Source organism: Anaeromassilibacillus sp. 1001302B_160321_C8 (assembly GCF_015554745.1).
GTDB lineage: Bacteria > Bacillota > Clostridia > Oscillospirales > Acutalibacteraceae > Anaeromassilibacillus > Anaeromassilibacillus stercoravium.
This window is the reverse complement of the sequence record NZ_JADNJD010000011.1, coordinates 1-15,455: the sequence shown is the minus strand read 5'-3', so window position 1 is coordinate 15,455 and position 15,455 is coordinate 1. Positions and strand designations below refer to the sequence as shown.

11 protein-coding genes are annotated in these 15,455 nt (G+C 55.5%); 7 read left to right on the top strand and 4 right to left on the bottom strand.

The genetic code is table 11. The features are described from left to right. Positions 1-81: 81 nt before the first annotated feature. Together I2E77_RS08715 and I2E77_RS08710 are read right to left on the bottom strand one after the other, a co-directional pair. The gene (locus I2E77_RS08715; protein ID WP_195451047.1) at positions 82-2,532 is read right to left on the bottom strand and encodes a lambda-exonuclease family protein; all 2,451 of its coding nucleotides are present in this window, start codon (positions 2,530-2,532) and stop codon (positions 82-84) included. Between the two features lie 2 nt (positions 2,533-2,534). Beyond that, positions 2,535-2,690, bottom strand: a complete 156-nt coding sequence (locus tag I2E77_RS08710; protein ID WP_158097849.1) for a hypothetical protein — start codon at positions 2,688-2,690, stop codon at positions 2,535-2,537. 681 nt (positions 2,691-3,371) lie between these two features. Here I2E77_RS08710 and I2E77_RS08705 point away from each other — a divergent pair. The 4 genes from I2E77_RS08705 (at position 3,372) to I2E77_RS08690 (ending at position 6,717) form a co-directional block, all read left to right on the top strand. Next, a complete protein-coding gene (locus tag I2E77_RS08705) occupies positions 3,372-3,572 on the top strand; it encodes an excisionase (protein ID WP_087235043.1) in 201 nt (66 codons plus the stop codon). Positions 3,573-3,675: 103 nt separating this feature from the next. After that, positions 3,676-4,917 carry a tyrosine-type recombinase/integrase gene (locus I2E77_RS08700; protein ID WP_087235044.1) on the top strand — a complete coding sequence of 414 codons (1,242 nt, stop codon included), beginning with the start codon at positions 3,676-3,678 and terminating at the stop codon, positions 4,915-4,917. A gap of 74 nt (positions 4,918-4,991) precedes the next feature. Next, positions 4,992-6,086 (top strand): redox-regulated ATPase YchF, encoded by a 1,095-nt coding sequence (gene ychF, locus I2E77_RS08695; RefSeq protein ID WP_087235045.1) that lies wholly within the window; start codon positions 4,992-4,994, stop codon positions 6,084-6,086. Further along, positions 6,079-6,717 carry a GNAT family N-acetyltransferase gene (locus I2E77_RS08690; RefSeq protein WP_191448948.1) on the top strand — a complete coding sequence of 213 codons (639 nt, stop codon included), beginning with the start codon at positions 6,079-6,081 and terminating at the stop codon, positions 6,715-6,717. Before ychF ends, I2E77_RS08690 begins: the two co-directional genes overlap by 8 nt. Positions 6,718-6,814: 97 nt before the next feature. On the opposite strand, the gene I2E77_RS08685 is transcribed toward I2E77_RS08690, so the two are convergent. Continuing rightward, positions 6,815-7,042: a helix-turn-helix transcriptional regulator gene (locus tag I2E77_RS08685; RefSeq protein ID WP_419761417.1), complete on the bottom strand. Its 228-nt coding sequence runs from the start codon at positions 7,040-7,042 to the stop codon at positions 6,815-6,817. Continuing rightward, complete coding sequence (locus I2E77_RS08680; RefSeq protein ID WP_195451045.1) at positions 7,039-7,434, bottom strand: hypothetical protein; 396 nt, start codon at positions 7,432-7,434, stop codon at positions 7,039-7,041. The genes I2E77_RS08685 and I2E77_RS08680 overlap by 4 nt, the downstream gene beginning before the upstream one ends. A 477-nt stretch (positions 7,435-7,911) precedes the next feature. Between I2E77_RS08680 and I2E77_RS08675 the strand changes: the two genes are divergently transcribed. From I2E77_RS08675 to I2E77_RS08665, 3 genes are all read left to right on the top strand, one after another. Beyond that, on the top strand, positions 7,912-10,296 hold the full coding sequence (locus I2E77_RS08675) for a hypothetical protein (RefSeq protein ID WP_195451044.1): 2,385 nt from the start codon (positions 7,912-7,914) through the stop codon (positions 10,294-10,296). After that, complete coding sequence (locus I2E77_RS08670) at positions 10,247-14,485, top strand: cadherin-like beta sandwich domain-containing protein (RefSeq protein WP_195451043.1); 4,239 nt, start codon at positions 10,247-10,249, stop codon at positions 14,483-14,485. Before I2E77_RS08675 ends, I2E77_RS08670 begins: the two co-directional genes overlap by 50 nt. Before the next feature lie 423 nt (positions 14,486-14,908). Then, positions 14,909-15,455, top strand: a 547-nt coding sequence (locus tag I2E77_RS08665; RefSeq protein ID WP_243252576.1) for a TasA family protein, incomplete at its 3' end; no start/stop codon positions are given.

Sequence of the window (15,455 nt, the reverse complement as noted above, 5' to 3'; positions counted from 1 at the left end):
TACCTGTGTTCATGATTGACGCATAATTCAGCGCCCAACTTCTTACATTGGGACAATACCGATTGGAACTGCATTTCTCTGTCAATCGTCACCATCTCCTGCCACAGACTTTTTTTCAAAAGGGCGGGCAAGGAACGGTGAAAACTTTACCGCAGCAAATGCGGTGACATCCCGGTAGAAATAGCGCCGGCTCTCTTCGTCATAGAGTTCCACTACATCGGACGGCGATAAGCTGCGCCCAGGGTACTCCTTGGGCAGAGCATCGTTGTAACGCTCAAAAAGCCGTTCCAAGATTTCTTCGTCCGTCTGCCTGATGGGGCAGATAATCTCTGCGTCAAACACCTTGCAGTACTCCGATGCTGGAGGCTGCTTGTAACCGGCCTTGTGAAGTCCCTTGAGCCCCATGTAGGCAAATGTCTTGGTCTTGCCGTCGGAAAAATCCAGTTGGTAAATCCGAAACCGTTGGTGCCGGCGCTGCCGCTCTAAAACCTCTTCCAGTGCTTGAGCGCCTTGAGTCATAAAAATAGCATATTCTTCTTTGGAAAGTCCCAGATACTCTGCCAGACTGATACCGTTCTCCGGAGCTTTGTGCCATACATCCACGCAGCTGTCAAGTTGCTGGAAACTGCACAGACCGAAGAGGTACCGCTGCTTATAATTCATCCTGCGTTCCTCCTTTCGCTGTAATTCTTTTCGACGAATGGCAAGCTGCCAATCATCCACACCTTTGTAATTGGGATTCCATGTGAGCCTTCGGCACTGCATCCCGTACTTTCTTGCCAGCAGGTAAACTTTTGAAGCACCTCCGGCTACATTCTCATTGCGGTATTTATCCATGTCCTGTGCCTCGACTACCAGTTCTGCGCCGTTTTCCGCCAATGCTTTGAACAATGGTTCCAGCCCAGCTGTGTTATTGGCTCCGGCCATTGCGACAAAGGTACGATCCATTAAATAATGGGCAATGTCCGCTTTCAGCAGTCCCTCTGTCACATAGATCGTTCTGGCGTATGGATTTCCGATAAAATGAACCAATCCCCCAGAACTGACGCCATTCTTTTTGTCGGATGAGGACAGGGAGAGATATTTGATCCCATCCTTGTCCGGGTCGTCCTCCTCTTTTTTGATAGGGGTGTCCAATCGGATCTGTACGCCCCGGATGCGTCCATCGAGGTCGCGGGCCGGCAGAATGATACCGGCAGTGCGACTGCCGAATTTGACCGTCCATTTTCCATCGTCACCCAGATAAAATCCTGGGACTCCCTGTACCACACACTTTTGAGCAATCAGCCTGTCAGTATAGGAGCGGCAGAGATAAGGCGGCGGGGTACTTTTATACCCAAGCGCCTCGATCTGTTCATCTGTCAGCCCACGCTTTGTACGCAGATGCTCCCGATGCTTTTCAGATAGCGGCAGCATCTCCAGTAGCGCCGTAAAGGTGCGGTGGATATCATCATCTGATGCGCGTTTGGACTGCGGGACGGTAGGTGGCATCTTCTTTTGCTGGACCCGATACTCCGTTGGCTTGCTGCCAGTGAAAAGAGCATCGCAGATCTCATAATACTGCGCCCGCAGGCGAATCAGGTTTTCCTTCGTCACCGTTGGTTTGCGGACGGGATTGTAGGTCACCAGATACGGTGTCCCATTCACATCGCAGGTAGCGGAGCAGCCGGCCCCCAGTTCGGCTACAATCAATCCTTTCATGCGCTGTAATTCCTGGTCAATCTGTTCAACAGAGGCCTCGACCTCGCTCTTGGCCTGCTGCAACTCCAGAAAACGCAGCAGATAATGGGAAGACTGTCCGGTCAAAGCAATCGGGGGCAGATCTGTATTGGCTGGTCCAAAATGCCGGCGCACACTCTCGATGATGAGATCGCCCTCTTCGATATAGGGCGGCGGCACCTGACGCAGAACATGATTGTTCCAAAAATCTTCTTCCAACGCGATCATCTCGGCCTCATACTCCAAATCTCTGTCCAGCTCGCGGACAATCAGATAGTTCTCGCTGTTCCCATGCAGGCAGGCGTAGAACATCTTGTTGATGTGCATGACCGGCATATAGTGTCGGCCCTGGAGCTGATAGTTGAGGGGAACGGTTGGTTTGTCGCCATCCCACCATTTCTCTGTAGCGTCCGGACTGGTCGTTTTACATTCCAAAATGGCAAAACTTCCATCTGGCAGTTGGACAAAAAAATCTACATCCGCAAGCATAAAAGAATGCTCACGGCTGCGGAACATTTTCCGGATTTTGAAGACACGGTATCCTGTGACTTCTGCGAACATCTCAGCCACGACATCTTCCAGCAGGGTACCGATCTTTTTCTGGTACTTGTTTGCCTCATCATCGTAAAAGGAGGCGATGCTCAGCTTGTCATAGTAGATATCCCGCGCAGTCCCAAAGGGTGAGATGCCGAGAATTGCTGCAACATCGCTGCCGCCGATTCCGGTCTTGCGGTATGCAAGCCATTCATCTCTGGGGAGATCTGTGGTATCGGTGATGACGATGGGCTCATATGGAAGTATGATGTCCGGCAAGATCAACACTCCTTTCTTTCTACACTGCGGCGATAAGGCCGCATCACTTTTGGAAACGGTCTGTAGTTTCCCCCTTTCTTGCGAGTTCTGACATTCCCTTTTACCACCGCACCCCGGCGGAAAGGCGTGTCAAAAAACTTCTTCTTGTACTTCATCATTCTGCGTTCCACCTTTCTGTATTGATATATTCCAAACACCTCGCGGCATTTTGGACAATAAAAAAAGCGAGAACAACGATCTCCTTGCCATTTGGCACTGGCGTTCACATCGCTGTGAACCATCGTCATTCTCGCTGAAATTAGGGGGCAAAACCCCGCAAAAACAAAAAAGCCAGCAAAATAGCCGCTTATGAGCATGACTATCCTACTGACGCATACAAACTTGAACTGCGTGTGCAATGCAGATTGCTCCGCGTTTCTCTCCTATCGGATTGAAAGCCCAATACAGGCGCGCACAAAAATCAATTACACATACACTCTAACACAATATACGGTATTGGTCAAGTCAAAATCTCCTGTATATAGTATGTTTTAAAAAAGTCAAGGTTGATTTGGGGAATATGGCGAAGCAATTCTCTTTTTATAAGGCAAAAGGACCCGCCCAGGCGATCCTTTTGCTTTTTTGGTACCTTGACAATTTCATAGCCCCCCATCAGAGGTTATACAGGAGCTGCGGACAGCAGGCCATGACGCCAACAGGCCGAGCCTGCCCGCAGCCGAAATGCCGCATAGCGGCAGCCTGCAAATACGCGGCTGAAAGAATGGCGCAGGAAATGGGCTGGTGGGGGAACATCTCATATTTTAAGGAACGGCTTCTATCTCTTGGAAAGGAGAGCTTATATGGAATATGAAAAAATACCAATTCATCTGAAGATGACCTTAACGATAAAAGAAGCGGCTGAGTATAGCAATATCGGTATAAACAAAATCGAAAAAATGCTTCGGGAACCGAATTGTCCATTTGTTCTCTATGTTGGCACCAAAAAGTTGGTAAAACGAAAAGAATTTGAAGAATTTATCAGCAAAAAGTTGATTATTTGATGGCAGCGGCTCGCGGAGTTTTCCTTGAGAAATAATAGCCTTTGTGATACAATCAAGTTGTTGCATTGGCTCTTTTTCTCGTGGCAGGAAAGGAGTTCACCGAATGGGAAAAAATTTGAAAGGAAAAGAATGCGGAAAAGGCATTTGCCAAAGAAAGGATGGTCAATACTACGCGAGATTTGTAGATAGAAGCGGGAAACGCCGGGATGGATATTTTGCCACACTTCCCGATGCGCGGAATTGGCTGGAAGATGCTCGCTATCAGGATAAACACGGAAAGCCGATCACATCTCCTGATATGACGGTGGACGAGTGGTTTGAGTTTTGGCAGGCAGAACTTCTCCAAGGGTTATCCCCCAACACCAAACGGAATTATAGAGATCGCTATGTGCATAACATCAAACCAGTTATGGGGGATATGCGGCTCGTTGATGTGAAGCCTATGCACTGCAAAATTGTGCTGAACCGTATGGAGAAAAAATATGCCGGCTCCACGATCCGTCAAGCCTATATTGCCATGGGAACCATGTTTAAGGCGGCCAAAATGAATCACATGATTGACGCACACCCGATGGATGGTGTACGATACACCAAGCCTGTCCGGGCGGCGGATGACATTCATTTTCTCACCATCGAGGAACAGGAAAGGTTTCTGAACGCGGCACGAAGCACCCATAATTTTTATCAGTACGCGCTTATTTTAGAAACCGGACTGAGGACAGGCGAAATGATTGGCTTGACTTGGGATGCGATTGACTGGAAGAAGCGGACGCTTACCGTCAACAAAACCTTGGAGTATCGGCACAAGCAGGGGCATTGGCGGGCGGGTCCACCTAAAACCGTGTCCAGTTACCGAACCATCCCGTTGACGGAACGGGCTTATGATATTTTGAAGGCCGTTCATGCCACCCGCAACTTCCGCAAACAGGCGCCGCTATTGTCTGAAACCTTAACCTACATTGACCGCCGAACCGGTAAGGAGATGAAGTTCTTTCTGGGAGATCTGGTATTCATCAACTTCCGAACCGGCGAGCCGAGCAAGAACAGCAGTTATGATACCCACCTCTATAAGATTTGTGATGAGAACGGGATCGAGCGGTTCTGTATGCACGCCCTGCGGCACACCTATGCCACCCGCGCCATCGAACGCGGGATGCCTCCCAAGACACTTCAAAAACTTTTGGGGCATGCCAGCATTAAAACTACCATGGACCGGTATGTTCATGTAACCGAAGAATCCTTGGTGGCGGGAGTGCGGCAGTTTGAGCAGGGCGATCCAGCAAACACCCAACTGGAGCAAACTTCAGCGGGTGACAACACCAAGAAATCAGATAGCGCGGCCTAAATGGTGTAGAAATGGTGTATGAGCCATCTCCTAAAGGCCGCAAACCCTTGAAAATAAAGGAGATGTGGAGATATATGAAATTAGGAATCGTGGGCTTGCCGAACGTCGGCAAAAGCACCCTGTTTAACGCGATTACCAATGCGGGCGCGCAGTCCGCAAACTATCCATTCTGCACCATTGAGCCGAATATCGGCGTGGTGGCTGTCCCCGACCAGCGGCTGGACAAGCTCGCGGAGATGTACCATCCGGAAAAATACACGCCCGCAACCATTGAATTTGTGGACATCGCCGGGCTGGTGCGCGGCGCCAGCAAGGGCGAGGGCCTGGGAAATAAGTTCCTCGCCAATATCCGCGAGGTGGACGCCATTGTGCATGTCGTGCGCTGCTTTGTCAACGACGACATCGTCCATGTCGAGGGAAGCATCGACCCGAAGCGCGATATTGAAACCATCAACCTGGAATTGATCCTCTCCGATATGGAGGTGCTCGACCGCCGCATCGAAAAGACGCAGAAGATGCTCAAGGCGGATAAGAAATACCAGGAGGAACTCGACTTTTTCAAGCGGGTCCGCGAAGCGCTGGACGAGGGCAAGTCCGCGCGCAGCGTGGAATGCACCCCGGAGGAGGCGGAGCTGCTCTCCACGGTGTCGCTGCTGACCAACAAGCCGGTCATCTATGCCGCCAATGTGAGCGAAAACGACTTCAAGGGCGGCATTGAGAACAACGCCTATTTCCACCAGGTGAAGGAGATTGCAGACAGCGAACACGCCGGCGTGCTGCCGATCTGCGCGGAGATCGAGGCGGAGATCGCGGGGATGGACCCGGAGGAGAAGGAGATGTTCCTCGCGGACATGGGCCTGCAGGAGTCCGGCCTGGACCGCCTCATCAACGCCTGCTATTCCCTCTTGGGATTGATTTCCTACTTGACCGCCGGGCAGCCGGAGGTGCGCGCCTGGACCATCAAGAAGGGCACGAAGGCGCCCCAGGCGGCCGGCAAGATCCACAGCGACTTTGAGCGCGGCTTTATCCGCGCGGAGGTTATTTCGTTTGACGACCTGATGGCGTGCGGCAGCATGGCCGCGGCAAAGGAGAAGGGCCTGGTCCGCTCCGAAGGAAAGGACTACGTGATGAAGGATGGGGACATCGTCCTGTTCCGGTTCAATGTCTAACCCAGGCAAAGGCGTGTGCTGCATCCGGCAGGCCCGGCCGGAGGATGCGGCCGCCCTCGCGGGGATCTATGCGCCCTATGTGCGGGACACCGCAATCACCTTTGAATACGATCCGCCGGACGCCGCGGAGTTTGCCCGGCGCATCCGGAAAACGCAGGAGCAATTCCCCTATCTGGTCTGCGAGGTGGACGGGAAGCCGCAGGCGTATGCATATGCGTCCCATTTCCACGAGCGCGCGGCGTTCCAGTGGGACGCGGAGCTGAGCGTCTACGTGGCCGCGTGTGCGCAGCAACGGGGGATTGGGCGGGCGCTGTATACCTGCCTGATCGCGTTCCTGCAAGAGCAGGGGTATTCCACCCTTTACGCGCTGATTACCGTGCCAAACGATAACAGCGAGCGGCTGCATGCGAAGCTGGGGTTTGAGCGGGCCGCCCTCTATCCCCGCACAGGCTACAAGTTTGGGCAGTGGCGGGATATGATCGTGATGGAAAAGCGGCTGTCGCCCCCCTTTGCTCCCCCAGAGCCGCCGCATGCGTTTTCCACCCTTCCGGCCGCATTTGTGGAAAACGTGCTGCGGGAAGAAGCCGCGAAATGCAACGCAAAAACAGAGGCCGGGAACCCGCAGCGGTAAAAGCGGCTTGGCTTTATAAAAAAGAGATGCAACCCCCTGCCAGAGGGAACATGCCCCTGGCAGGGGGTTGCTTGCTGGATGTGGGCCGCATAACGCTTCAAGCGCGGCCCTTTGTTTCGGGTTCCTCGGTGAAAACGAAGATGTCTTCCACCGTGGTGTGGAAAACCTTTGCGATGTCCATGGCCAGCTTCAGGGAGGGGTTGTACTGCCCCCGCTCCAAGCGCCCGATGGTCTCCCGCCGGACGTCCACCAGGCGCGCCAGCTCGCTCTGTTCCATGTGGCGCTCCATGCGGAGCTCCCGGATCTTTGTCTTGAGCATGGTCAACCTCCAAAGCGTTCCAGCGCGAGGAACAGCGAGCTGCGCCCCAGCCAAAGCAGCACAAAGCCCAGGGCCAGGTCGTACGATGCAATCGCGAAGTCCCCGGCAAACACTGTGCACGCCAACACAACGCCCGCCAGGACATACAGCAGGTTGCAGATGATCGAGTTGGCTTGCCGCTCGTTTTTGACCGCGCGCTCATCCATCTTTTCCCGGGGAAGGAATGCCACCAGCAGGGTGCCAATGATGACCACGACGGCCACACAGAGGGCTGCCACGCGGAGCCAGGTAGGTTTTTCAAAGGGCCATTTTCCCAGCAGCAGGAAGCACAGGATCAGCGCGCCGCCCACGACGTCCAGCTGTTTGGCGCGGGTGATGGACAATTCCGGAAGTTTCATAGGGGATTCTCCTCTCCGTGTGATATATTTGTATCTTATGTGATAAATATATCACTTCAGTGCGGCATTGTCAAGCGCTATTTCGGATTTTATGGATGGGACAGTGGGCGGGGTATCTCTAACATTTGAATCGTTTTTTCACTTTAATAATTTGTATTCATGAATACATAAAAATGTCAGAAATAGATAGGGTTCCCTTTTAAAGTGGCGAAAACAATAAAAGTTATGCGAACAATTCATGAATTTTCAGTTGAAATATTGACAAGGGAGGGGAACTATGTTTTAATATGTTTACTAAGTTCATTGGAATAAGTATTAAATTGGTATTGCTTTACAATGGGATGAACGACCATTGCAAAGGCCGGAATCGCCTTCTTTCCGGCAAGGGTTTTGAAAGGGGGATGCAAGGAGAAGGCACGGTGGAAGAGAAAGGTTCCAATGGGGAACAAGGAAGATTGTCATTTTAGGAGGAGAAAAATGTTTCAGGTGAAACGGAGGGCGACCGCTCTTTTGCTGGCCGCCCTGATGGCAACATCTGGATCGGGCGCTGTTGGGATGGCGGCGGATTATTCCGCCAGCGGGTCCCTGGACAGCGGCGCCGTGTGGGAACTGGGGGACACCCAGGTCACCGGCTCGCTGCATGCAGCACCGGCCGAGGCAGACCTTGAGCAGGAAGGCCCGCTGGGATGGATCCATTTCAGCGACAAAACCCTGGAAAACTGCCCGCAGAAGGACGGGGACAACGGCATCACCAATGTCGAGCTGTCCGGCACGCTGGCGCAGATCGCCGGGGATACCGCAACCGATTTCCGCTATACGGACGCGCCGGAGGGCAACACCAAAGGCCAGGTCATCAACGGGACGGGCGGCCGCGTGTCGTTTCACGTCCCGGCCAGCACGGAACCGCGCTATCTGCGCGTCTATACCGGCTCTTGGGCGTCCGAAATCACGCTGCGCGTCTCCATCAACGGGGAGGAGCAGTACACCCGTTCCTTTGGAAAGCGGAACACAACGTCCGGAGCGGACTGCTATGTATCTTGGATTACGTATCAGACCGAATCCGAAGAGGATGAGGTCACGGTGACCGCTGAAATTACCGACGTCTACGACAGCAGCGGCAGCGGCAACATGAGCATCCAGGCAATCGCCCTGACCGACGAGGCGTTCCCGGAGGAGGAGCAGCTCGTGACGGGCCAGGTGCTCGACGCACCCGAAACGGCAAACCTCACCAAGCAGGGCGGGATCGATTGGGTCCAGCTCGACCAGACCGATTTTGGCGCGTTCAACCGCAAGGATACCGAGGACCCCATGATCGGCGGCCCGACGCTGATCGGAACACAGGACTATGTCGCCCAAAACACCCAGACAAACTTTGTGTTTTTGGACGGCATTTCGCCCATACAGTCCGTTGAGGACGACAACCACAAGGGCTTGGTGTTCACCGGCGAGGGCAACGGCTTGGAGTTCACGCTTCCGGCCAGCAAGGAAGAGCGTTATGTAAACATCTATACAGGCGCATGGGCCGCGGACATCACGGCGGAAGTCTATGTCAATGATGAACGCGTCTATGCAGAGACCTATGGCAGCGCCGACACCACCGCGGGCACCCCCGCAGACTACAAGATGCTCCAGCTGTCCTACAGCTGTGCGGATGAGGGCGACGAGGTGCGCGTCCGGATGGTGGTTTCCAGGGCATACGACAGCCAGTGGGGCAATATGTCCGTCTCCGCCATCACCCTGAACGACGCATTGGTGGAGGATACCGGTTCCGTTGCGGCGGGCAAGGTTTCCACCGCGCCGGTTTCCGCAGACCTAACCAGCGAGGGCAACATCGACTGGGCTTATTTCAACAATGCCAGCTTTGCGGATTACAACCGGAAAAATGTGGAGGAATCCCAGATCACCAACGTGACCCCGGTTGGCGAGCAGCAGAGTAGCCCGGTGATCCGCGACGCCAAGACCGCGTACGTCTATACGGACGGCGTGGACCCGGAGACGGAGGAAGGCGCCCACAACGGCTTTGTCTTTGTCAAAGAGGGCAGCGGCGTCACCTTTAACGTACCCGGCGGCCCGGATCTGAAGTACCTGAACATCTACACGGGCGAATGGGCGTCCGACATCACGCTGGAGCTCTTGGTCAACGGCGAAGTCGAATACAGCGCCACCTATGGCAACAGCGTCACGACCGCGGGCACCCCCGCTGTGTGCAACGTTGCCCGCCTCCAGTATTATACGCCCAGCGAAGACGACGAGGTCGAGGTGCGCGTGCTGATCTCCCACGGCTATGACGTAAACTGGGGCAACATGAGCATCCAGGCGGTCACGCTTTCCGATACCGCCCCCGTCAGCCTGGACGAAAAGATCACAACGGACGAGTGGGAAATCGACCACACCGGCGGCCAGATCCAGTCCATGAAGACCCTGATCGACGGCGAGATGTACACCATCCCGATGCGCACGGACGACCGCGGCGGGTTTATCTGGAAGTACAACGGCCGCCAGATTGCGATGACCTCCGGCGACCCGGCGGAGGACGGCAGCATCACGTATACCGGCCGTTCCCGCAGCTCCAACGAGGACCTGACCTTCACGCTGCGGTATTCCGTGGACGAACAGAAGCAGCTTGTGGTGACCGCTTCGGTGACCAACAATAAGGATACCGAACAGCCGGTGGACAAGCTCTCCCTGAACCTGGGCTTCAACACCTATCTGGAGAGCTATCCGCAGTACAACGACCAGCTCTTCCCCACGCTCCTGCGCTGCGAGAAGACGCATCTCTGGGGGTACCTTTCCACCCCCGTCCGGCCGCCTGATGACCATTGCGACCGACGCGCCCGTGGCCTCCTATACCCTGGACTATGAATGGGGTGCGCACCGCATCTATACGGCGTCCCTGGACGTCTTGCAGTCCGGCGAGCTGCCGGAGCGCCATCCGGAGGGGATGGACCACCTCGCAGCCAACGAGACCAAGACCTGGAACGTCTATCTGAAGCCGGTCGAGAATTTGAATGCGATCGACGAGGTCAAACCCACCATCTCCAACAACACCATGCTCCCGACCATCGACGCAGACCGCTACACCATGGCGGAAAATGAGGTTTCCCAGGTGACCATCTATTCCCAGTCCCCGCTGAAGGACGGCGTGGTCACGATCGTCGATGAGGACGGGAACGAGACGCCCTTGGCCGTGACGGACAACGGCGACAACACCTATTCCTGCACCTTCGAGGCGGAGGGCAAAGCAGAGGGCGTCTATAAGCTCTGGGCCGAGAACGAAGCCGGCTATAAATCGGAAGGCATGTTTACCATCCGGATGCCGTGGTCCTGGTACACGAAGATGGCCCGCAAAGCAGCGGTCGAAGCGCCGCAGAAGGCGACCTCCCATACAGAGTCCTGGTATGGCCTGTACTCGGCGTACATCGCCAAGAGATACTTCCCGGACGAGGAGCTGGACATGGCGATCGACGAGAAGTTCGAAGAGATCTATCCCCTGATGTACGACGTGACGACCGACCTGCCGACCTCCTGGCAGAGCCGTATCCAGAACCATTCCGGTATGCTGGGCGTCTTTGTCGATAAATACCAGAGCTCCGGCAATATGAGCGACCTGGAGAGCGCCGTCCATCTGGCGGACTTCCTGCTCACCACGCAGGGCGAGAGCGGCGGCTATTACAACGGCAGCACGGATTACACCTCCGTCATCTATCCCGCAAAGTCCATCATGGAATTGATCTATGTGGAAAAGGACCTCATGAACGACGAGAGCCTCTCCGAAGAAGACCGCGCAACCTGGGCGGAGCGCTACGAGCGCCATTTCGCTTCCGTGACCCGCGCCATGGACAACCTGGTCAACTTGGACGGCCACTTCGAGACCGAGGGCCAGCAGACCTTTGAGGACGGCGCAAACTCCTGCTCGGCGACCCAGCTCAGCGAATTTGCCCTGATGTTCCCGGAGGGGTCTGCGGAGCGCGAAAAGTATACGAACGCAGCGCTCAAGATCATGAATTACCACACCTCGCACCAGCAGTCCATCATCCCGGATTCCCGCATGAACGGCGGCACCCTGCGTTTCTGGGAAGCCCAGTATGACGTAGAGATGCAGCTCACCGGCGATTCCCCGAACATGATGAACTCGCCGCACGGCTGGTCCGCATGGAACATCTATGCGCTGTTCAACCTGTATGAACTGACCGGCGACCAGCAGTACCTGGAGCGCGGCATGAACGCCATGGGCTCCTGCGCACAGCTGATGGGCTTCGACGGCACCCTCCGCTGGGCGTTCATCGCAGACCCGTACCGCAACACCGGCCTGTGGGTCAAGGATGAAGAAGCTTCCCACGACGATGTGATCGTCGGCAAGCATGTCAACACGGTCATCGGCGAAGAGTACGTCGATATGATCTCCTACTGGTGGAGAGCACCGAAGAACACCTGGGTGCCGGGCTACACCGCCATGGGCGGCGCTGTCACACAGGGCGCGGCGTGCGACAACGACGTGCATGAGGTGTTCAAGGCATTGGGCGAAGTCGCCCTGACCAAGGCATATGTCTTCCAGAAGGACGACGGCGCCTATGAAGCGTACAACTGCACCGTGGAAGAGACGGACGGCGGCCTGGTGATCACGCCGGCGGAAGACGTCGTCTCCAACGTCAGCGTGCAGGTCAACCAGGACACCAACGTCACCGTGAAATTCTACAACGGCGACCTGTCCACAACGGTTTCCGCGGGCCTGCCGCAGTGGGTTTCCACGGAAGAGAACGCAGCAGACTTTGAGAATGGCGATAAGGATTCCAGCCTGAGCAGCCTGACCGTGAGCAACGGCGAGCTGAGCCCGTCCTTCCAGGCGGATGTGCTGGAATACACCGTGGACATCGGCGCACAGGCGGGCACGGTGGACATCACCCCGACGGCGAACAGCGAACACGCGGTCGTCTATGTCAACGGCACCCGCGTCCTTCCGGGCGAGAGCTACACCGTGACCATGGACAGCGCTATGCAGGAAAAGACCATCCCGATCGTTGTCAAATCGCAGTACCAGGCGACCGAAACCAATTATACGGTGACGGTTTCCACCATGGGCGATTATGAGAACGTGGCGCGCAAGGCGTCGAACGTCACCGCGACCCGCATCCAGGGCCCGGCGACCAACCCGATGGGCCTGATCGACGGACACCACGGCCTGGATGGTTCGACCACGACCCACCTCACCGTCGCGCCCGACGGAACGCCGGACAACTTCATCACCCTTTCCTGGGACGAGCCGCAGAGCTTTGAAAAGGTCCTTGTCTGGACGTTCTACGGCACGCAGCAGGGCCCGATCAGATGGGATTACCAAGTTTCCAGAGATCACGGCCAAACCTGGGAGACCGTGGCGGAGGACGTCACAGCGGAATGGCAATATTCCGATAAGACCCAGGAGAGCCATGAAGTCAGCTTTGAAGAGCCTTTGACCGGCGTCACCGACCTGCGGATGGTGCTGAAAGAGGGCCTGCACGCCTGGGGCAACACCTGCATCAACGAAATTGAGGCCTTTGGCAAGAAGGCGGAAGAGCCGCAGGAGCAGAACCTGACGGCGACCTACAACAATAAAGACGTCACCCTGACGGTGAATGGCGAACCGCAGAAGATTGCGGACCTGCTCGGCAAGTTCGAAATGAAGGACGTCGCGGACGGCACGGAAGCCGAATTGACCTTTGCGCCGCGCGTGGAAGGCAAGAACTTCCGCTCCGTGACCATCAACGGCGGCGAACCGCAGCTCATCAGCGGCGATACGTACACCTACACGGCGACGGTCGAAAACGGCGCCGTCAACCTGGACTTTGTCTTCGAAGTGACGGACAAGCGCATCCTGGAAGAGACCTACAACTATGCAAAGACCTATGTGGACGACGGCACGGTCGATTCGCTGGTCACCGCGGCGAAGGAAGCCTTCATGGAGGCTTACAACACGGCGGCAGCGGTATTGGCCGACGACGCGGCAACCCAGGCGCAGATCGATGCCGCCTGGAGCGGCCTGCTGAACGTCATCCACTACCTGGACTTCCAGGCGGGCGACGCGAGCGCGCTGGAAGAGCTGTATAACCTGCTGAGCGGCCTGGTGGAGGACGACTTCACGAGCGACAGCTGGGCGGCATTTGCAGAAGCAATGGCGCAGGCAGCGGAAGTGATCGCAGACGGCGAGCCGCTGGAAGCGGACGTCACGAAGGCATACGACGGCCTGCTGAACGCTGCGGAGGGCCTGGTGCGCGCCTCCGACCTCAGCAGCCTGAACGGCTTGATCGAGAAGGCGGAAGAAGTTGCGGCGGAGATCGCAGAGGGCAAGTACCTGCCGGACGGACAGGAGGCATTCCAGGCAGCGCTCGATGCAGCAAAGGCGCTGACGAAGGACGACGCGCAGGCGACGATCGACGCGGCGGCACAGACGCTGACCGAGGCCATGGCAGCGCTCCGCAAGAAGGCGGATAAGAGCGAACTGGAAGCTATCCTGAACGAGCTCGAAGCACTGGACGCTTCCGACTACACGGCAACGAGCTATGCAGCGGTTGCCGCTTCGATCGCGAACCTGAAGGCCCTGCTGGCGGACGAGACCCTCGACGCAGAAGAGGGCCAGGTTGTTGTGAATAACGCGGTCGCACAGGCGCGTGCAGCAAAGGCCAACCTGGTGGAAGTGAACAACAGCGGCTCGAACTCCGGCAGCTCCGGCGGCAGCACGTCCGCGAACATTGGCAATGCGTACGGCGCAGCGGGCGTTGTCTCCGCAGGCCAGAGCGTGGCGGCGAACGCCTATGTGGTTTCCGACACGACGGTCAACTTCACGCTGAAGCACGGCCAGGCGTATTGCTTCAAGATGACCGTGGTCAACGGCAACGCCATGACGCCGAGCTTTACCGTCGGCAACGGCGAAGTGCTGAAGACGCAGTTCGTGGCGAAGATCGGCAACGACTACTACTACAGAGTCTATGCCATCGGCACGCCGGGCCAGAGCACGGGCGTTTACACCACCCTGCCGGGCCAGAACGCTACGAAGCATTGTGCCGTGACGATTGCATAATCGTGGACTGGACATCGAAATAAAAGGGAAGGCTTTTTCCCGATAACGGTAAAGCCCCAACCCCGGGAGTTCCCAGGGTTGGGGCTTTTTGTGTTTGTAGAATATGTTACAACGGTTTTCGCTCGATAGAGGGAAATGCCTGAACGGTTTATTCTGTGTTGGCAAAGGGATTCTCAGGAATAAATAGGAAATGGAAAGGATCTAAAAAGGTAAATATAAACGCGAAATTCGTAGGGCAGAGATTCAAATTAGGTAGAAACTTAACGAAAACAGACAGAACAAAGAGAAAAAAATATTTAAAATTTATAGATTTGGTATATCTTTTTATGATCTTTTATGCTATACTAGACACGAAATACCCGTAAAGAGGAAAAATCCTTTTGTTCGGACAAACTGGTTAGAAAATGAAATGGAGGTAACATCATGCAAAAGACCAAAAAGAGCAGAGCGATTCTATCGGGTATATCTGTATTGCTGGTTCTGTGCCTATTGGCGGGAGGAACAATGGCATGGTTCACAGATACGGAAAAGGTAAACACGAATTTTGCAGCCGGCATTCTGGATGTCAGTGTGAAGCCGGGCGAAGCCGCGTCCACAGATTTGACCTTTGATAATCTCCGCCCGATGCTGCTTGACAACTTTGAAGCGGAACTGGCGGGCAATGGTTCTGACAAATGGACCAACGATGTCACGCAGGACAACACCACGGGCGTATATCCTGGCGATTATAAAGAGCCTGTCCCGGCCTACTTTAAGCCGGTCGTCATCACAAACGACGGCACCCTGCCCACCAAGGTGCAGATTTCCCTGGAATTGGGCGAAGGCTGTGCGGATGGCGAGCCGATCCTGACGAAGGACAACATCACCATCACCCAGGACGGCAGGAAGCAGGACTGCGCGAACCGCTTGGCGCCGGTGCTGAAGGTATTCGTCTACAAGCTCGTTGGCGAGGACTGGACGCTGGTGGAAG